Source organism: Tenacibaculum sp. SSH1-16 (assembly GCF_040104435.1).
Classification (GTDB): domain Bacteria; phylum Bacteroidota; class Bacteroidia; order Flavobacteriales; family Flavobacteriaceae; genus Polaribacter; species Polaribacter mesophilus.
In genome coordinates this window covers 110,375-130,765 of sequence record NZ_JBECOV010000006.1, presented here as the reverse complement: position 1 = coordinate 130,765, position 20,391 = coordinate 110,375, and the positions used below count along the sequence as shown (strand labels likewise).

Genomic DNA, 20,391 nt, shown 5'->3' with positions numbered 1-20,391 from the left:
TAAGAGTCAAGATGTTAAAAAAATGTGAATTTTTTTATTCTTCAACTTTGGAAAACAGCAAATTACTGCATATGTTTGCACGGCTAAAATGAAATTGTTAACTCCTTATTGCTTATGAAAAAAATTACTTTTTTCTTTTTTGTTGTATTTTCTCAATTAGTTTTTTCTTCAACCGATAATCCCTTAGATAGTATTTCTAGGTCAGAAAAAGCACTTCCTAAATTGATTGAGTTTTCTTCTAAAGTAAAAGGAGAGTTTGATTTCGATTATGTTAAAAATAATTACTCAGACCCTAAGGTGGATACGCTTATAGCAAGAGCTGCTTCTGTTTTTGAAGCTATACATAAGACTGGAAGCTATGTAGATGTTTTAGGTTCTGATGATATGATTAGCTTGCCTGTTGGTGTTAAAAAGAGAATAGGGAAAAACACAGCGATATTAGGAGTTAGCAAAGCTAAATTTTTTCCGGATTATACAGAAGTAACACTTTTTGCAAAACTAACAATTGGGCAACTAGGAGCTAATGGGAAGCAGCAAGAACTTTTCTTTGGGGCTGATAACATAAAAATATCTCATAATGGGGGAATTTATGGCGATACTAACATATCGTTATTTGGAGATGTAGCAATTCCAATACAAGGTAACAAAGGATTATTAGAGTTAAAGGGAGGCTTTAATATGAAGACAGGTATTGTAGAAAACAAGACCTATGTTACCATAGATTGTTCTGGGATTAAAGAGATAGGAGTAGCAGCTGATATTTTATTTTCTAGGGATTTATTAGAACCTTTAGATTCTAATAATACTGTTATTCAAGATACAAGAACACGAGTAAAAGGCTCTTTTAAAACAGTAGTGTCAGACTGGAACGATATCATTGCTGAGATAAACTTCAGTCATCCATTTCAAATTAAGGATAAAAATTCTACAACAGGTAGAGGTAAAGGAGGCTTAATCTTTGAAGTTAAAAATGCTGTTTTTGACTTTAGTGATCTTAGAAATTCTGATAATGTTAATTTTCCAAAAGGATATAAAGAAAAGTACCTAGTTCCTGGGAATGAAGAATTGTGGAGAGGAGTATCTATAGAAGAAATAAAAATTATTGCGCCTAAGGAGTTTATGAAAAGAAATGAACAAAATAGGCTTAGCTTTTCAGCAAAAGAATTTCTAATTGATGGCGAAGGAATAACAGGGCAATTCTCAGTAAAAAATCTTTTTTCTATTGAAGAGGGAATAGCCTCAGGTTGGCAAATTTCCGTATCTGATTTACATGCATCTTTTATAGCAAACAAGATAACAGGAGGTGGTTTTGGAGGGCATGTAGCATTGCCTACTTCAGGAAAAGTTACAAAAGAAGATATAATTAATGAAACAGAACATGTAAAAGGAATAAGAAAAGCTATTAAATATACCGCTATAATAGATGTTGGAAATGATGATTATAGTTTGGCTTTAGAGCCTATCGCAAAAGAAGGGTTGCATTTTCCTGTTTTGATGGCACAAGCACATTTAAAGTCAAATTCTAGTGTAACACTTAAGGTTAAAGAAGGTAAATTTAGACCCAAGGCTAATTTATATGGTAGTTTAACTATTGGAGAGGAAAACAGTAATGGAAGCAAGTTGGTTGATTTTAAAGGTATCACATTTGAAAACCTTCAGTTGCAAACAGAATCTCCATATTTTTCTGTTGATTACATGGGGTATAAAGATGATGTGAAGTTTGGAAATTTTCCAGTAACAATATCAGAAATAGGACTAACAGCCAATGATAATAGAATAGGATTAGGTTTTGCGTTGGATGTAAACTTAATGAATAAAGGGTTTGCTGGAAGTACAAAACTAAAAATTAAAGGAAAATTTGAAGATAGGAGTAATACGCATAGATGGAAGTATGATGGAATAGATATTCAAAGAATAAATGTTGAAGCCGATTTAGGAAGTGTTAAGTTTAAAGGGTTAGTTGATATTAAAGATAATGACCCAATTTACGGTAATGGTTTTTACGGGGAGTTAGAGGCTGATTTTAACAGCATCAATGTAAAAGCGACAGCTTGGTTTGGGAAAACAGATGTAAGGTATTGGTATGTTGATGCTTATGCTGATTTATCTTCGTTGAAGACTAAACCTATGATTGGACCTGTTGAAATTAATGGCTTTGGTGGTGGAGCTTATTACCATATGAAAAAGACATCTAACCCGCCTAAATTAGTATACCAAGGAGAACTGGATCATAAAGGAAACCCTGTACCAGTTAAGACTCCAAAACCTCCTTCGGGGATGGATTATGCTCCAGATGCTAACTCAGGTTTAGGATTTAGAGCAATGTTAGGATTTGCATTGGCTAATGAAGGAGCCTTTAATGGAAAAGTAGGTTTTGAAATGGCATTCAATACTCATGGAGGTTTAAATAGGATATTTTTCTTTGGAGAAGCACATATTATGAAAGGTTATAAATTGGAGTTTGCAGATAAATTCAAAGAAAAACTAAACAACCTTGAAAGTAAAATAAACGATTTAGCAGATAATAAGATAGTTAAAGGTTTAAAAGAAACAAACTTAGTAGAGTATAGTAAAGTCTCGTTTCCTCAGGACGGATTAACTTTTGATGTGGGAATTGATGCTCATTTTTCTATGGAAATGGATTTTGTGAATAATTCTTTTCATAGTGAAATGGAAGTATATGTAAATACTCCAGGGAATTTTTTTAGCGGTGTTGGAGATAGAGGTAGAGCTGGTTGGGCAGTTTTTCATACAGGTCCAGATGGTTGGTATTTACACATGGGCACTCCCAAAGATCGTATAGGACTTAGAGTTGGGATAGGAGGTTTAAGTGTAAGTGCAACAACCTATTTAATGATTGGAGATAAAATACCAGGAAGTCCACCACCGCCACAAGCCGTAGCTGATATTTTAGGAGTAGACTTAAATAGTCTGGACTATATGAGAGATTTGAATGCGTTAGGAGATGGTAGAGGTTTTGCAATTGGTATGGACTTTAGTCTAGATACAGGAAACATGAATTTCTTAATGTTTTATGCCCGATTTAGAGCAGGATTAGGATTTGATATCATGATTAAAGATTATGGAGAAACTGCTTGTAAAGGAAGTGGACAGATTGGTATAGATGGTTGGTACGCAAACGGACAGGCTTACGCCTATTTAGAAGGAGAGTTAGGAATACGAGTTAATTTATGGTTTTACAAGGCAAGAATACCAATAATAAAAGCTGGAGCAGCAGTATTACTACAGGCAAAATTACCAAATCCTAGTTGGTTTAGAGGATATGTTGGAGGTCATTTTAATGTGTTAGGTGGGCTGATAAGAGGTCGATTTAGATTTAAAATTGAAATTGGAGATGAATGTGAAATAATTGGAGGAGCTCCATTAGGAGGGATGAAAATAATTTCAGGAGTAACACCTGATAACGATGCTATAGAGGTAGATGTCTTTACGGCACCACAATCTGCATTTAATATGAAGATAAATAAACCTTTTGAACTTGAAGATGATAAAGGAATAAAAACATATAGAATTTTACTAGATGAGTTTATTGTAAAAAGTGATGGAAAAGTAATTGAAGGAGAGTTAGAATGGAATGAGTCACAAGATGTAGTGAATTTTGTTTCCTTTGATGTTTTACCACCACAAAAAACTATTCAAGTAAAAGTGGCGGTGAGTTTTCAAGAATTAAAATCAGGAAGCTGGATTACATTAATGCATAATGGAAAGAAAGCACAAGAGATTGAAGAAAGAACTTTTATTACAGGAGTAGCACCAGATTATATTCCAGTTGAAAATATAGTATATACATATCCTGTAATAGATCAGAAGTACTTTTATCAAAATGAAAGTACAATGGGGTATGTAAAATTAAAAAGAGGTCAACCTTACCTATTTACTCCAGAAACTAATTGGAAACAAAAAGTGGTATATAGTAACGAAGAGGGACATAATTTTGTGAACTTGGTTTCTTATAGCAAAGGAGATAGACAAGTGAACTTTAAGCTTGGAGAGTTTAATAATCAAAAGAAATATACATTGAAATTGATTAGTTCACCAGATACAGGAGAAGGTTCTGTAAACGAGACTTCTTATACGAAACAAGATACCGGTTATGAAGGTAATACCGTAGAGGTTAAAAATAAAGAGGTACAAAGTATGGTTAATGACAAAGCTGTAACAGAATTATTGACTTATGACTTTTCTACAAGTGAGTATAATACGTTTGCTAAAAAAATAGATGATAAAAGAGTAGTTAAACACTATTTAGAACCTATTTATTCTGATGTACATGCTATTCAAACAGACGTAAGGGAGTCGGAAAGGTTTGATAGAATTGAGTTAGAAGGAGGTAAATATTCAAATAAACAGCCTTTAATTGAAGCAGAAGCAATTCTAGATGATAATTATTATGAAGACAGAATTTACCAGTTAATTTATGAAAAATATCCTCTAGAACCTGAATTTACTGTTAATAGAGATATAAAAGATTTAGGGATACCCCCTAAAAAAGGAATTGATATCTTAACTTGGTATGTACCATATTTAAGAAGTAACCCAACATTCTCATTATTAAGCAAACGAATTCCTTATCGATATAATTTACCTTACCACTATAAGAGAGACTTTATGGATATACAGTATAAAGTGGTTAATAAGTATTTAAACGATCCTACTGAATATGCATCACAAATACAGAAGTACAATTATATAATTAATGGAGTTTTCCCTGCAATATGGTCAGGAAAATATAAAGTTAAAATGCAATATGTTATGCCTGGAGGAGTATTAGGAACAAGTACAGTATTTAAATATAAAAACCCTTTTTAATGCTATTTAACAAGAAAATAAATATAATATTCTCGCTAATTTTTATACTCTCAACATTAGTTGTTTTTTCACAAGAAATAAAAACAAATAAGAATGTAATAAAAGTATTAGCAAGACCACATAGTAGTCATAAAATTATGTTGCGTTGGGGAGCTACAACCCCAATGTCCTTTAGAAAGTTGGCAAAGTATGGTTATAGGTTAAAAAGGTATACTATTAGTATTAGTGGACAGACATTATCTAAACCTATAGAGAAAGATTTAGGAGTTTTTAAACCTGCAGAACTACAGAAATGGATTGACATTATAGAGAAGAATAACAACGCAGCTATTATGGCTCAATCATTATTTGGAGAAAGTTTTGATGTAGAAGGAGTTGGTTCTTTACAAGGAATTATAAACATGTCTCAAGAACAAGAACAACGATTTACTTGGGCATTGTATGTGGCTGATCAGGATTTTGAAGTGGCAAAATTAGCAGGACTAGGATTTGAAGATTTAAAGGTAAAATCTACAGAAAAATATGTTTATAAAGTTTTTTCTTTAGTACCGAAAGAAGAAATGAAGATTAAAGATGGAGGTGTATTCGTTGGACTTCAAGATTACCAAAATCTGCCAAAACCGCTAGATTTAGCAGCTATTTTTGATGATCAAAAAGTAATGCTAAATTGGAATTATGCAATTCATAAAAATAAGTTTAACAGTTATTTTATAGAACGTTCAGAAGATGGTATAAACTTTAATGAACTTAATAAGCTACCCTACACAACATTAAATAGTGGTGGTAGAGTAGATACTAAGAGAATTTACTATACAGATTCTATTCAAAATAATAAAACATATTATTACAGAGTAAAGGGAAGAACTCCGTTTGGAGAACTAAGCCCTCCTTCAGAAGTTATTTCAGGTAAAGGAGTAAAGGTATTGCCTTATGTACCAAAAATTTCAAGTAAAAAAATTGTAAATAACAATAAAAGTGTTGTTTTAGAATGGAAGTTTTTAGAAGAAGGTGTTGATTTTATAAAAGGCTTTGAATTAAATAAAAGTAATAAAGCGAATGGACAATACGAAACTGTCGTAAGAAATATTTCCAGAAAAATAAGAAAAGTTAAATATGATAAGCTAGATGCAACAAATTACTTTACGATTACCGCTATAGGTAAGCAAGGAAATAGTAGGACATCGTATCCTGTGCTAGTACAACCAGTAGATTCTATTCCTCCAGTAAAACCAGTAGGTTTAGAGGGAGAGGTAGATAGTTTAGGAGTGGTTACCCTAAAATGGAAAAAAAATATAGAACCAGATATGTTGGGGTATCGAGTTTTCAAAGGAAATAATGTTAAAGAAGAGTTTTCACAGATTACAGTTAGTCCGCATCATGCTACAACTTTTTACGATAGTGTTTCAGTAAAAAGTTTGAACAATAAAGTATATTATAAAATTGTAGCGGTAGATAAGAGATATAATATGTCTGAATATTCAGATGTTTTAATATTAAAAAAACCAGACTTTATTCCGCCAGCACCACCAGTAATAACATCATACAATGTTGAAAAAGAGACGGTAAATTTAACTTGGGCCAATAGTCAGAGTAATGATATAGCAAAGCATGAGGTGTATAGACGAGTTAGAGATAGTATAAAATGGAATTTAATAGCTACACTACCCAAGGATACCTTACATATTGAATATACAAATTGGAAGGATACTAATGTAGAAGGAAATACAACTTACCAGTATTTAATTAAGGCTGTTGATGAAAGTGATTTACAGTCTATAAATACAAAACATACAACCATAGAAGTGCCAAGATTTATCTTACTTAAAGGTATTAAAGGACTGAATACTTATGTTGATAGAACGAATGCTTTTATAGAATTGTTTTGGAAAACTGTAAATGAAGAAGCTATTGTAGAGATAATGATTTACAAAGGGAAAAAAGATGAAAAAGTATCCTTGTTAAAAAATGTATTACCAAGTACGAATAGAATAGTGGATGAAAATGTAAAACCAAATAATATATACACTTATATATTACGCCCAGTATTTGTAGATGGTAGTTTAGGACAAATAAAAAAGATAGAAGTGAAGTATTAATTGCTTATGAAAAGAAAAATACTATTATTCATTTTTTTATTAGTTCACTATTTGGGGTTTACTCAATCTGAGTTGTACGTGTTATTAAGAGAACCCGAAAACTTAACATCAGATAATGGAGGGTGCCCTGTAGCAGGAGGAGATTATGGGTTTAAAACAATAAGTTATATTCAAGGAAGTCATAGTTTATTGAATGATAATGTAAACATTATTTTAGATTACACTGAAGCATATAATGATGACCCTGGAGACCATTGTAATGGGCGTTGCGGGCAATATCAAGAGTATTGTCCAGGGAAAGAGATAGATTTAACAATAACTACTTACGAAAGTTTTAGTGAAACTTACAAAGGAGAAGAACCCATACAGTGTGGATCTAAAAAATGTTTGCCTATAGATTATCATGCTGTTTTATTACCTAAAATAACTGCTCCAGCAGATAGAAGGTGTGAAAGAGATCCTTTATTTGATCAATACTCTGATGGACAAGATCATAATGTAACAGGATTGGTATGGGAATATGTAGATAAAAATGGTAATTGGAAAGAGTTACCAAACTATAAAAGTAGATACCCGTTAAATGTAAGCTTATTAGATATTTTTGGAACTAATTGGAGAAACGAATTCACAGGGAATTTACAGTTACAATTTAAATTTACGGCACCTTTTACCAGTGATGTTGTTTATTCTATTCAAAAATATACAATAACATTAACAGAATGCTCTCCAGATTTTGAATCATATTATAACTTAAATAACACATCATGTTCTTATAAATCAGACGGTAAGATAGGTGTGAAGCTAAGTAATAATATAAATTCTACAGAACAATTAGCTGCAACTTTATTTAAAAAAGAAAACAACGGAGATATATTAATAAATCAATACAGTACCAAACAATTAGATCCTACAGACCCAACAGTTTTAGTATTAAAAGATTTAGGAGGAGGTTCTTTTGGCTTCGATTGGCCAAAATATATTGATGCAGGAACTTATTATTTTAGATATCAAGTTTTAAATATTGGAGATACTCCGCCAAAACCTGAAGATACAGATGATCCATTTTGGTATACATTGGTGAAAACACCAAACTTTACGATTGAAAAAGCAACAAATATCACATTTGAAGCAGAAAGGTTTAGTGATGAAAATTGTTTTAACTCAGGAGATGGTAAAATAAGAGTTTATAATGTAAGTGGAGGAACAGGAGAAGGCTATGAATATGAATTAAATAAAAATAATAATTGGATTCCTTTTAATCCTTCTAATAAAAACATAAAAGAAGTAGTTATAGAAAGATTAGGAAAAGGAATATATAAAATAAAAATAAGAGATAGTAAAAAATGCTTAGCAAAAGAATAATATTACAGTTTATAATCATGTTTTTTTCTGCTGTTAATGCTTCTGGGCAAAGTTATAAATTGTTTAATACTAGTAGAAATTTTTGGTCAAAGAACTTTTGTGAAAGAAATCCTCCTACTGGTAATCAGTATACAACATTAAATGCTATAAGTGTCAAGTATGGCTTAAAAGGAGATGGCTCGACATTATATGTAGATGATTCAAATGGTATAAGAAAACCTGATGAGTATTATTATAATTTAGAAGAAATGTTATTGGGAATAGTAGGAACAGATAATGTATCAGGCTACCCAGAACCTGTTTTATTAGATATATCAAATATATGTTATAATGACTTTATACACTATCTTACTATTTCACCTAGTTATTTCAATACAGAGTTAACAACACCAGCTACAGAAAATAATGGAGATAATTCAACAGGAAGTGAAGTTACACTATCAGCTACTTCAGGCTATCACCCCTTAGTGTATACTTGGCAATATTATGTAGATTTTACTCCAGAGGAAATGAAGTTATTTCCTGAGAATGCTACAATAGCAAAAAAAAATAAAATTAATGGTAGATTCAATCCTTATGATAAAGGTGATTTTAGTACTTCTTCAAGTTGGAGAAATTTCCCTAATCAACTTTTAGGAAAAGATAAAGTAACGTTTACAGCAAAAGACTTGTTTGGTAAATATGCAAATTTATTTGTAGGAAGAAGTATAAAATTTAGAATAAGAATGTCTAATGGTTGGACTTCTGATAAAATATTTTCGTTTGTTTTTATACCTAGCTCTCCTAAGTTAAAAAAAGTAGTTGAAGATAATGCAACATGTAATTACTCAAAAGATGGAACGTTTAGATTGGAACTTAATCGAGATTTGGCAGAGGATGAATACTTAGTAGTCTCACTTTTTTTTAAAGATGAAACAAACTTAGATGAAGGGTTTAGTTTGTATAAACAACAAGATACAAGTACATTAGTTAAAATTGATAATAACTATACTTATACTTGGGACTACAGTCAAGATCCGTTACCATCACAGACATATAAAATAAAATATCAGACTTATAAAGGAGCTGAGGGAATTCCTGATGAATCAAGTTGGGCGAGTTTAAAGTTTTCAAATGAATTTACTATTCAAAAAGCAACAAATGTTGATTTTACAGCTAAAAGGGTAAATGATGAAAGTTGTTTTGAGGCAGGTGATGGTAAAATCCAAGTAGAAGTTACTAGTGGAGAAACAGGAAGATTATATTTCTACATACTATATAAAATAGAAGGAACCACAGAGATTGTAGAAAGAGGTTGGACAAGTTTTTCAGGAACCACTACAATAATAAGTGGGTTAGGAAAAGGAAAGTATAAAATAAAAGTAAAAGACAGTGAAGGTTGTTTAGCAAAATAAAGTTGTATGAAAAAAAATAGTTTATTAAATGTAACTAAGTTGGAAAAAAAAGTGCTTCTAGTTCTTTTTTTGTTATTAGGTATTAATTTATGGGCACAGGAAGAACCTAAAGATAAAGTTATTCCAATAACTATCGAAGGTCCTGAAGCAGGTTTAAATTTAACCTTAAAAATAGTACAAGAAATCAAGGAACACAATACTAGTACAGGAGAAATTCAAATTATACCTTCTGGAGGGTGGTCTAATAAAAATTATACTTATTTGGTGTATAAAAATGGGACGTTAATAGATTTAACTTCAAAATCAGCAGATGGAATAATAACTATATCAGAAGGTCAGGAACTTGTAGATAAATTGAGTTTCGGTGTTTATAAAGTTGAATTAAGAGACGATAAATATAAGGATACAGGTAATGATTGTAATAGGGTTATAAAAACGGTTACACTAAGAAACCCTAAAGCTTTAACTATAAATACATCGGCTAACCATATAAAATGTAATGGGGAAGAAGGAATGGTTTCTGCTTTTATAAAAGGAGGAGTATCTCCTACGAATGGGATGTATACTGTTGAGTTATTTAAAAAGGGAAGTAACACAGTTTTAGCATCCAAAAAGATAACATATTCAAGTACAACAAACCAAACGGTAACATTTTCAGGCTTAAGGATTAGTACACTATCTCAAAAATATATTGTAAAAGTTAGCGATGCTTATATTAGTAAAAAGTCTGAAGTAACATTAAACCAACCAGAAACGTTACAATTACCTTCAGCTAATATTTCATCAACACCTGTAAAATGTTTTGGTAAAAACGAAGGTACAATCAGCGTTATTCCAGTTGGAGGTACACCACCATACAAGGTACGCTTAGATGGTAATTTATTAACAAGTGAGTTTAATGTAACTAAAACAATAACCAACTTATCAGCAAAAACGTATACAATTCAAATAGAAGATAAAAATGGATGTAAAACAACACCAATAGCTAGTAAAAAAATTACGCAGCCAGCAACAGGGATAAAAATACAAAAAGACAGTGATGGTAATCCAACTTCTAATGGAGCAAGTAATGGTTTTATCAATATTTCAGTGTCAGGAGGTACTGCCCCGTATTCATATAGATGGTTTAAAGATGGAAGCACAACCGAATTTGCTACTATAAAAGATGTGTCTAATATAGGTGCTGGAACTTATAGTGTAATTGTAACCGATACCAATGGATGTGATAATCAAACACCTTTTTCGGTGATATTAACGGAACCAGCTGAACTAAAAATAGATCCTGAGATAACACACGTTCTGTGCTTTGGAGATTCAACAGGAAGCATTGAGGCTAATGCTTCAGGAGGAGCTAGTTCAACTTATACTTATAAATGGGAAAAAAAAGCTGGCAATTCATGGGTTTCAATATCAGGAACAGCTTCTATAATAGATAATTTACCAGCAGGAGAATACAGAGTATATGTAACAGTAGTTTATAATGGTAATGTTGTGGAAGATGGGTATTCAAAAAGCATAATCATTTCACAGCCTATGGCAGCTTTATCAGTTACAGAAATAATACAAGACGTATCTTGTAAAGGAGGTAATGACGGAGCGATAACTTTAACTGTTAATGGAGGAACTTCACCATACACCTATGCATGGTCAAACGGAGAAACAACAAGAGATTTATCAGGATTATCAATTGGTTCATATACGGTAACTGTAACGGATGCAAATGACTGTACTTTAGAAAAAACATATGCTGTAACTGAACCTTCAGAAAGTTTGAATGTTTCTTATGTAAGTCACGAAGACCCGTTGGCCTTTGGAAGTAAGGATGGAAGTATCAATATTTCTACATCAGGAGGAACTTTACCTTATTCATATCAATGGTTTAATGAAGCAGGAAGTGTTGTAGGAACTTCTCAAAACATTTCAAATATTGGAGATGGTACATACAGAGTATTGGTAAAAGATGCCAAAGGATGTACGGATGAGTTATATCAAACACTCACTCAGCCTGATAAAATTGTAGGAACTATAACGATACCCGATGACGGAATACTATTTTGTAATGGAGATACAGATGGTAAATTGGAAGTTGCTGTTACGGGAGGAGTTTCTCCTTATACATATCATTGGTATGAAGTAGGTAGTAGTGGAGAAAAAGTATTTATTTCCGGGGCTACTAATAATACTATTGGAAGTTTACCTGCAGGAGATTATGGTGTAGAAATAACAGATAGTAATGGTATAAAGTCGTATAGTGAAGGAACGGTAGTAAATCCAACTAAAGTTGAAATTAGTAATGTTACTGTAAATCATGTTGCTTGTTATGGAGATTCAACAGGAAGTATAGATGTAGATGTAATTGGAGGTACAGATACTTACATTTATAAATGGTATAAAGTTGGAAATAGTACTGTAATAGGAACAGAAAAAAACATATTAAATCTTAGTACCGGAGAGTATAAAGTGGTAATTACAGATACCAATAACTGTCCAAATCCACCAATAGAAAGAACAATTACAATAAATCAACCAGCTGCACCTTTAACGATAGTTACAGATTCTCAAAAAAACTTAACTGGTTTTGAAACGGCAAACGGAGAAATTAATATTGAAGAAGTATCAGGAGGAACTGCTCCTTATATCTATGAATTAAGAGTAAAAGGAAATACAACAGTTATCAGTAATCTAAGCAATCCAACAGGATTGGACGCAGCTATTTATGTCATGACCATTCTTGATGCTAACAACTGTTCAGTAGAAAAAGAATTTACACTTATTCAACCTGACAAATTAGAACTAAACTTAGCAGTTACAAAACCAATAGCTTGTAATGGAGAAACAGGAACGATTGGTTCAACAGTAATTGGAGGATATGTATTATCAGGTGAAGACTATAATTATCAATGGTATAATAGTAGTGATTTAACCAAAGTTATAGCTACAGAAGCTTCTTTAACAGCTTTAGTGGGAACATATAGATTGGTAGTTACCGACTCTAATGGAAATACAACTTACAAAGAGCAAGAGTTAACAGAAAATCCACCTCTTGCAATCACTTTCACAAAAACAGAAGTAACCTGTTACAATGGTAATGATGGAAGCATTGATATTTCTGTTACTGGAGGTACAGGAGTGTATAATTATGAATGGAGTAATGGTGAAATAATTGAAGATGTTACTACTTTATCAGCAGGGGTTTATACTGTAACTGTAAAAGATGAAAATGGATGTGAATTACAAGAAGTAATTACCATAACGCAACCGAGTGTATACAGAGTATTAGTAACAACTTTTGAAGAACCTAGAGGAGCAGGGTTATCAGATGGGAGTATATCAGTAGATATTGAAGGTGGGGTAGCACCGTTTACATATGAATGGAAAGATCAAGCAACTAATAGTATAAGTAATACTACATCAATAAATAATGTACCTACAGGAAAGTATTATTTAACAGTAGTAGATGCCAAGGGCTGTGAGTTAAATGAAGTTTATAATTTAGATGAACCAGATCCATTAATAGTTGCAATTGAACAAGTAGAAACGATAAAATGTAATGGAGACATATCGGCAGTATTAAAAGCGGTAGCAACAGGTGGTGTTGGAGGAAATAGTTATGTATGGTTTAATGCTGTAACAGGAAATAGTGTCGGAAACTCTCAAGTTATTTATAATTTACCTACAGGAAGATATTTTGTAAAAGTAACCGATTTAAAAGGAATTGAAGATACTAGTGAAGTTTTCACAGTAGTACAGCCTGAGGTACTAGAAGTTGCAGGTGATGTGTCAAACGTAACTTGTTCTGGTAATAATGACGGAGTAATAAGTTTAAATGTTGAAGGAGGAACATCACCATATTCTTATTCATGGAGTTCTGGACAAACAACAGCAGAAATTACTGATGTAGCAGCAGGAAGTTATTTCGTTTTAGTTACAGATGCAAATGATTGTCAAACTACAGGCAGTTTTACAGTAGAAAAAGCAAGCTCATTAACAATTACAGAAACTGTAAAAGATGTTATTTGTTATAACAGTTGTACAGGAGAAATAGACTTAAATATTGAAGGAGGTATTGCTCCATATAGTGTGACATGGAATACTGGACAAAAAGGAAGTAATGTAACTGGATTATGCGCAGGAACGTACATAGTTACAGTTACTGACCAAAAGGGTTGTCAAGCAACAAAAGAAATTTTAGTTAAAAATGCAGAAGAGTTAATATTTGATGTTGTTCCAAGTGAAGTAACCCTTTGTTATGGTGAAACTATAGAGTATGATGTAACTATGGTTGGAACATCTAAATATGAATGGACTTCAACAAATGGTTTTACAAGTGGTGAGAGTGTTGTGTTATTGTCAGAAGAAGGAGTTTATACATTAACAATTACTACTAAGGATGGTTGTAAAGTCTCAAAAGAAATTATAATACATAAGTCAAATGTAGAGATAGATGCACAATTAATTTTAACCTCTCAAGCATTTGTAGGAGAAGATATAGTACTAATTAATGTATCAGACCCGGTAAGTGAAAAGATAGAGTGGAATATACCTTCAAATGTAACCATAGTTCAAAAAACGGATGAAGGTTTAGTTTTACGTTTTCCAGCACCAGGAAATTACGACATATCTCTAATTTCAAATGAAGGAAATTGTAAAAAAGTAGCAACCAAAACAGTGAATGTTTTAAAAGCAAGAGATCTTACAGATATTGGAGAAACGAAGAACCCATTTGTAAAAGAGTTTGTAGTCTATTCAAATCCTAATAAAGGAAAGTTTACTGTTGATGTAGAACTAGAAAAGGAATCCGAAATTTCTTTACGTCTTTTTAGTTTAGGAGCAAACTCTGTAGTGGCCGACAAATTGCTAAAAGGGCAAAAAGAATATGAAGTATTGTATGATATGAATGTATCAGCAGGGGTATATGTATTACTATTAGAAACTCCAAAAGCAAAAAGAATACAAAAAGTAATTGTTGAGTAATGAGAAAGAGTTTATTTTTTATAATAACGCTATTAGGTATATGTGCTTGTGTAAATGAAGTAGCCTTACCTGTAATTGTTGATTTTAATACAGAAATAGTTAATCAAGATTATACTGTGCCTGTAAAAGTAAAAATCCTCAATGATACAGAAGGTGCCGATACTTATAAATGGACTTTTAAAGGAGGTGAGCCTAGTAGTTCGTCAAGTAAAAATCCTGGTATTATAACCTACAATACAGAAGGAGAATATCTTATTACCTTAGAAGCTTCTAATAGAGATGGTAGTGTAGACGTAAAAACTCAAAAAATTACAGTAAAACCAACTGTTCTTATTGATTTTGAAGCAGAAGTGTTAGAAAATAATTATTCACCAGTTGAAGTAAAACTAACCAATAAAACAAAAGGAGCTACTTCTTTTGAGTGGTTTTTTCAAGGAGGAACACCAGAGACATCATCAAAAGAATATCCAGAAAACATAACTTTTACAACTCCGGGGGAGCATACGATAAGATTAAAAGTAAGTAATGGAGAGGAAAGTTATACTCAAGAAAAAATAATAGAAGTTGCACCTTATCTAACAGCCGATTTTGAATATTCAGTTGCTTTTGAAGACGATGACTATCAAGTTCCGGTAAAAGTTACACTAACTAATAAAAGTATTAGTGCAACTAATTACAATTGGACGTTTGAAGGCGCCAATATAACAAATAGCTTAGAAGAAAATCTAGAAATAGAAATTCAAAAACCAGGAACTCACACATTACAGCTAAAAGCAAGTAATGGAAAACAAGAGAAAGTATTTTCAAAAACAATAACTGTATATGAAAATACCAACTTAAGAAGTTTTGAAAACGTAAAATTAGGAATTAACACAGCTCATAAAGAGAATGCTATTGGAGCTTTTTTTTCAACCAAAATAAGAAAAGTATATACGAAGAGCGAAGTTACTAATGAGACAGGAAAGGATATAGACCTCGTTTTTTTTGGTTTAAACGAAACCTTTTCATATAACAAATTTGTGAGTCCAGATCAAGCATCAACAGTTGCTTTTTCATCCATTCCTAATGCTCAAAATACTCAATTAATAAACAAGCAAGAATCGTGTAATTGTAGTACACATTTATCTGTGTCTGAATTTGATTCTATGGTAAATGATCAATTATTAGTAGCCTTAACATTAGATGAAACAGATGAAGGATTGAAAGAGTTTGATAATACGATAGTGCCAAGAATCATTCCTTTTAAAACTTCAGATAACAGAAAAGGAGCGATAAAAATAAAGCAGTTTGTAAAAGACGGCACAAACTCATACATAGTAGTTGATATAAAAGTTCAGAAAGAAGCTAAATAAGAAAAAGTAGATGAAAATCAATTTAAACGATAGTAATATATTCAAAAAGGTAATGTTGTTGTTTACTGTATCAATAAGTACAGTACTATATTCTCAAACCTATCCAGTACAAGTTACTCCACAGTTGATACCACCGTATAGTTTAAAAATATCAGACTATGCTACGACGTCGAGTGAAAAACTGTATGCCAATATTTTATTAACCGATGTAAATGAAGTGGGACGTAGGATACGGTTAAAAATGTACATAGAAGGACAAGGACTTTCTATAACTACACGTGATGTAATAGCAGGAGAGACGCCTATATATTTAGATGGAGGAATAAATTTAAGGTTATCGAATTTAGATTTACAAACCTATTTTAAATTAAATAATTTAGTAGGAATCACACCAGGGCAGTATAATGCACCGTTGCCAAATGGAGGATATGATTTTTGTTTTGAAGTGTATGACTATTTTACAAACAGAAAACTCTCAAGTAAAAGTTGTACCACAGTTTACTTATTACAAAACGACCCACCAATCTTAAACTTACCATTTAAAGATAATATTGTAAATGCAACGAATCCTCAAAATGTATTATTTACTTGGACTCCCCGCCATAGTAATGCTAGTAACGTACAATATGAATTTACATTAAAAGAATTGTGGGATGTACAAAATCCGCAAGCCAACTTTTTAGCATCAGTTCCTTTTTATCAAACAAACACCTATAGTACAACACTATTAGTAGGACCAGAGGCACCACAGTTACTTTCAGGTAAAATATACGGTTGGCAGGTACGTGCTTTTGTAAGTGACGGAATTAATGAAACCTCTGTATTTAAAAATGACGGAAAAAGTGAGATTTTTTGGTTTAAATACTTAGAAGATTGTCAACCACCAAGCTTTGTTATTTCACAAGCATTAACAGCAGAGTCAGTGCAAATAAACTGGCAAAGTTCTGAACATGTACGTTATAGAATTCAATATCGTAAAAAGGGGTTTGGAGATGATGATTGGTTTGAAGTAAATAGCTATACTAATGAAGGTAAAATACGCAATTTAGAACCCGCTACCGTATATGAGTTTCGTGTAGGGGGAGAATGTACCCAGTTATCAGGGTTTGCCTATTCTAACATTCAAGAGTTTACGACACCAAGTAATGATGAAGCTGCTTATTACAACTGTGGTTTAATGCCTCAAATTAATATTACAAACAAAGAACCGTTACCAAAACTAGGACTTAACGAAACCTTTACAGCAGGAGATTTTCCAGTAACCACTCGTGAGGTAAGTGGAAGTAATGGAACGTTTAGCGGTTGGGGGTATATTACGCTACCTTTTTTGGAGAACCTGAAAGAAATGATTGATGCGGCAAACATAGCCACAGGAGGTGAAGTTAATATCGGTAAGTATACACGTATAAAGGTCGTATTTGACAACGTTCAAGTAAATAGTAGTTATGAACTTATTGATGGTGTAGTAGTCACAGACTACGACCCTGAATGGGGAGGAATTATAGATGGTGATGAAGTTATTGAAGATGTAGGAGACCTAGTAGATGATATTTTCCCTGATGAACCAGAAAAAGATAATTCAGATACAGCTAATGGTGGTACGACTACAGGAGGAACAACACCAGATGGAGGAACAGCACCAGATGGAGGAACAGCACCAGATGGAGGAACAGCACCAGATGAAGGGACAACACCAGATGGAGGGACAACACCAGATGGAGGGACAACACCAGATGGAGGAACAACACCAGATGGAGGGGCAACACCAGATGGAGGGACAACACAAGACGGAGGAACATCTGAAGGAGAAGGTGCTGGGAAGTATATTACTTATAGAGGAACAAAATACTATAAGGATGATACCATTACTATAGATTATGATAATAGTATAGAAAAAGAAGGTGTAGAATTTTTTGGAGCTAAAGAAGGAGCGCGTATACAATTTAATGCTTATACAGAAAATTACCCTCAAGGTTCAGGGCAGTATATTGTTGAGGGTAAGAAAGTTAATTATTTAGTGCAAAAAGATGTAATTAGTTATCAATTAGCGGTTAATTATTGGAATACTCCAGAAGATTTTCCTAATGAAGATAAAATGGCTACATTTTTAGTAAACGTAAAAATTAATAGACCAGAATTTGAATTAAAAGAATTTTGGGCATCTGACGCTAATAATAAAAATCGTAAAGCAAAAAGTGGTGAAATATTATATCTGGTAAAAAAGTATGGAGTTGCTACTGTTACAAGCAGTTCTCTTTCACGAAATGTAAATTATAGTGTAGTTACTTCACCAACCTTGGAGTCAAATAACTATAAAAAAGCAGATGTAGCATGGAATTATCATAACATCAATGGAACAAGACAGTTTGATTATGGAAAAACAAATATAAGTAGATCACTTAGAGAAAGAGATATAGCATATACAACTAATGTTGAAGTAGGATTCCCTAATAAACAGACAAAAAGTATAGATGTACAGTATGTAGACGGTACAAGAAGTCCCTATGAATTAGGTTTGAATGGTGTAAGTACGGTAGCAAAAATTGTTTTTAATCAAATACAAAAAAACACAAAAGTAGTAGAAAGTTTTTTTGATTTCTTAGGGATTAAAACAAAGCAAAAGTTTGAATTGGAACCAATTAAAGTAGAAGGTGTGCAATACAATGAAGAACATAGTAGATCTAGAAAATACCTTAAAGTTAAAGAAACTAAAATAACTGGAGGTATTGAAATTACATCACCTGAAGCTTTTGTCACACCACCTCCCTTAATGGTATTGAAAAAAGCAGGCATTGCAGAAATAGGCTTATATGCCATGATAAAACTAGGAATAAAACTAGAAGGCGTTGAAGAAACTAAAAGAATATTTGATAAAGATTCATTTTTAGAGAAAGAAAAATCTGCAAAAATAGTAGGAGCTTTATGCCTTGAAGCAGGTTTAAAAGCTGAGTTATTAGTTGCAAAATCACAAGTTAATTTTTTAGTAAAGGGTGCTGCTGAAACTTGTGCAAGCATAGAATTAATATATAGTTTAACTAAAAATAATTTTAGAGGTAAAGGTATAGTACCCCCTGTAGTTTTATTAGCGGAAGTAGATATTTCTTCTAGAGGAGTTTTAGAGTTTGATTTAGTAAAGTATAAAAAGAGTATTGAAATCACAAAAGAATTTAAGTTTTATGATAGTGACGAAAATAAATAGAATTTTTAAAATTGGAGGTAAACTATTTTTAGTAATAATATTGTTTTTTTTTGTAGCAATCTCCCCCTTTTCTTTTAACCGATATAAGAATTTTAAAAAGAGAGTTGATTATATAGATGATTATATTAAAATAAAAGTTAAAGTTGATTCTGTTAAATATGATATAAGTACTACTATTAGAGAAGGAGAAGTCCAAGAAATTTACTATCATTTTAAAGGTTTTGCTGATATGGTACGTGTAGACGAAGATGCTAAAGACGGTTATTACAAACATTTCTTAAACAGTAAACAAGATTCCATATATATATGGTACAATCCTAATGCAGATGATTTATATACAACTAAAGATTCAAAACCATTAAGTTTAAAACACCAAAAATATTTGATGTATAGAGATTTATGTTTTTTAATACTTGGAGTTATTTTAACTCTATGGTTTATTTATATAATGTTTATAGAAAAAAAAGAAAACAAATGATAAAAAATAGAATTTTAACTTTAATTGTTATTTTAACAAATGTTATAGTGTTTGGGCAAAACACTAACGATGCTAATTTAATATTAACGATTACAGAAGAGCAAAACCTTAGCTTTCATAAGTATGAGCCTAGGTTACAATTAAAGGCAACACTAACAACAATTAGTGAGGCTAAAAATGAGTTTCCTGAGCAGTTAATGCAATCGATACTTTCAGCAAGAAACCAAGAGTGGGTAAATTATAATACGCTAGGCGGAGAGGAAAAAGCATCAAAAAAGGAGCCATCTCATTTTGAGAAAATTGTAAGTATGAATAAAGATGAAAATTATTTTGAATTGTATCATAAGTTTACATTTAATCTAGGAGATATTCCTACTTCAATAATCAAATTTTATTTTTATCAAGAAAACGAAAAGCCGTTATCAGCAGCTTACGTTATGCAAAAAATAAATGGACGATGGCAAAGAACATCACACTCTTCATTGTCTATGCTTTCAATAATTGTTATGCGAATGAAATCGGAAGTATTGGAAGGAATAATTTTAGGAAATTCAACAGATGCATCTATACAAGCAATTACGGAAAGAGTTACCACAAATGGCGCTTTAGATGTTAAAAAGTTAGAAGATGAATTTGCAAGTTGGTATACCCCTAAAAAAGATGATATAAAAATTAATTTATATAAAGACCCTAAATCTTGGTAACA

At 32.0% G+C, this 20,391-nt stretch carries 9 protein-coding genes; all 9 read left to right on the top strand.

The genetic code is table 11. The features are described from left to right. The first annotated feature begins 114 nt into the window (after positions 1 to 114). From ABMY20_RS09960 to ABMY20_RS09920, 9 genes are read left to right on the top strand one after another with little or no spacing between them, the layout of a single operon-like run. Positions 115 to 4,830, top strand: coding sequence for a hypothetical protein (locus ABMY20_RS09960; protein ID WP_349265201.1), 4,716 nt, complete (start codon positions 115 to 117; stop codon positions 4,828 to 4,830). Further along, positions 4,830 to 6,926: a hypothetical protein gene (locus tag ABMY20_RS09955; RefSeq protein WP_349265200.1), complete on the top strand. Its 2,097-nt coding sequence runs from the start codon at positions 4,830 to 4,832 to the stop codon at positions 6,924 to 6,926. The genes ABMY20_RS09960 and ABMY20_RS09955 overlap by 1 nt, the downstream gene beginning before the upstream one ends. Positions 6,927 to 6,932: 6 nt before the next feature. Further along, complete coding sequence (locus ABMY20_RS09950; RefSeq protein WP_349265199.1) at positions 6,933 to 8,288, top strand: hypothetical protein; 1,356 nt, start codon at positions 6,933 to 6,935, stop codon at positions 8,286 to 8,288. Beyond that, the gene (locus tag ABMY20_RS09945; RefSeq protein WP_349265198.1) at positions 8,270 to 9,682 is read left to right on the top strand and encodes a hypothetical protein; all 1,413 of its coding nucleotides are present in this window, start codon (positions 8,270 to 8,272) and stop codon (positions 9,680 to 9,682) included. The genes ABMY20_RS09950 and ABMY20_RS09945 overlap by 19 nt, the downstream gene beginning before the upstream one ends. 6 nt (positions 9,683 to 9,688) lie before the next feature. Further along, positions 9,689 to 14,656 carry a hypothetical protein gene (locus ABMY20_RS09940; RefSeq protein ID WP_349265197.1) on the top strand — a complete coding sequence of 1,656 codons (4,968 nt, stop codon included), beginning with the start codon at positions 9,689 to 9,691 and terminating at the stop codon, positions 14,654 to 14,656. Continuing rightward, positions 14,656 to 16,008 (top strand): PKD domain-containing protein, encoded by a 1,353-nt coding sequence (locus ABMY20_RS09935; protein ID WP_349265196.1) that lies wholly within the window; start codon positions 14,656 to 14,658, stop codon positions 16,006 to 16,008. The genes ABMY20_RS09940 and ABMY20_RS09935 overlap by 1 nt, the downstream gene beginning before the upstream one ends. Positions 16,009 to 16,018: 10 nt before the next feature. Next, positions 16,019 to 19,207 carry a fibronectin type III domain-containing protein gene (locus tag ABMY20_RS09930; RefSeq protein ID WP_349265195.1) on the top strand — a complete coding sequence of 1,063 codons (3,189 nt, stop codon included), beginning with the start codon at positions 16,019 to 16,021 and terminating at the stop codon, positions 19,205 to 19,207. Next, a complete protein-coding gene (locus ABMY20_RS09925) occupies positions 19,185 to 19,685 on the top strand; it encodes a hypothetical protein (RefSeq protein ID WP_349265194.1) in 501 nt (166 codons plus the stop codon). The genes ABMY20_RS09930 and ABMY20_RS09925 overlap by 23 nt, the downstream gene beginning before the upstream one ends. Then, positions 19,682 to 20,389 carry a hypothetical protein gene (locus ABMY20_RS09920; RefSeq protein WP_349265193.1) on the top strand — a complete coding sequence of 236 codons (708 nt, stop codon included), beginning with the start codon at positions 19,682 to 19,684 and terminating at the stop codon, positions 20,387 to 20,389. The genes ABMY20_RS09925 and ABMY20_RS09920 overlap by 4 nt, the downstream gene beginning before the upstream one ends. Positions 20,390 to 20,391: the final 2 nt, after the last annotated feature.

What these genes read in the sequence shown, in the direction of transcription:
- ABMY20_RS09960 (WP_349265201.1), top strand. Translation starts at nt 115, where the DNA reads ATGAAAAAAATTACTTTTTTCTTTTTTGTTGTATTTTCTCAATTAGTT.
- ABMY20_RS09935 (WP_349265196.1), top strand. Translation starts at nt 14,656, where the DNA reads ATGAGAAAGAGTTTATTTTTTATAATAACGCTATTAGGTATATGTGCT.
- ABMY20_RS09920 (WP_349265193.1), top strand. Translation starts at nt 19,682, where the DNA reads ATGATAAAAAATAGAATTTTAACTTTAATTGTTATTTTAACAAATGTT.
- ABMY20_RS09945 (WP_349265198.1), top strand. Translation starts at nt 8,270, where the DNA reads ATGCTTAGCAAAAGAATAATATTACAGTTTATAATCATGTTTTTTTCT.
- ABMY20_RS09930 (WP_349265195.1), top strand. Translation starts at nt 16,019, where the DNA reads ATGAAAATCAATTTAAACGATAGTAATATATTCAAAAAGGTAATGTTG.
- ABMY20_RS09950 (WP_349265199.1), top strand. Translation starts at nt 6,933, where the DNA reads ATGAAAAGAAAAATACTATTATTCATTTTTTTATTAGTTCACTATTTG.
- ABMY20_RS09925 (WP_349265194.1), top strand. Translation starts at nt 19,185, where the DNA reads ATGATAGTGACGAAAATAAATAGAATTTTTAAAATTGGAGGTAAACTA.
- ABMY20_RS09955 (WP_349265200.1), top strand. Translation starts at nt 4,830, where the DNA reads ATGCTATTTAACAAGAAAATAAATATAATATTCTCGCTAATTTTTATA.
- ABMY20_RS09940 (WP_349265197.1), top strand. Translation starts at nt 9,689, where the DNA reads ATGAAAAAAAATAGTTTATTAAATGTAACTAAGTTGGAAAAAAAAGTG.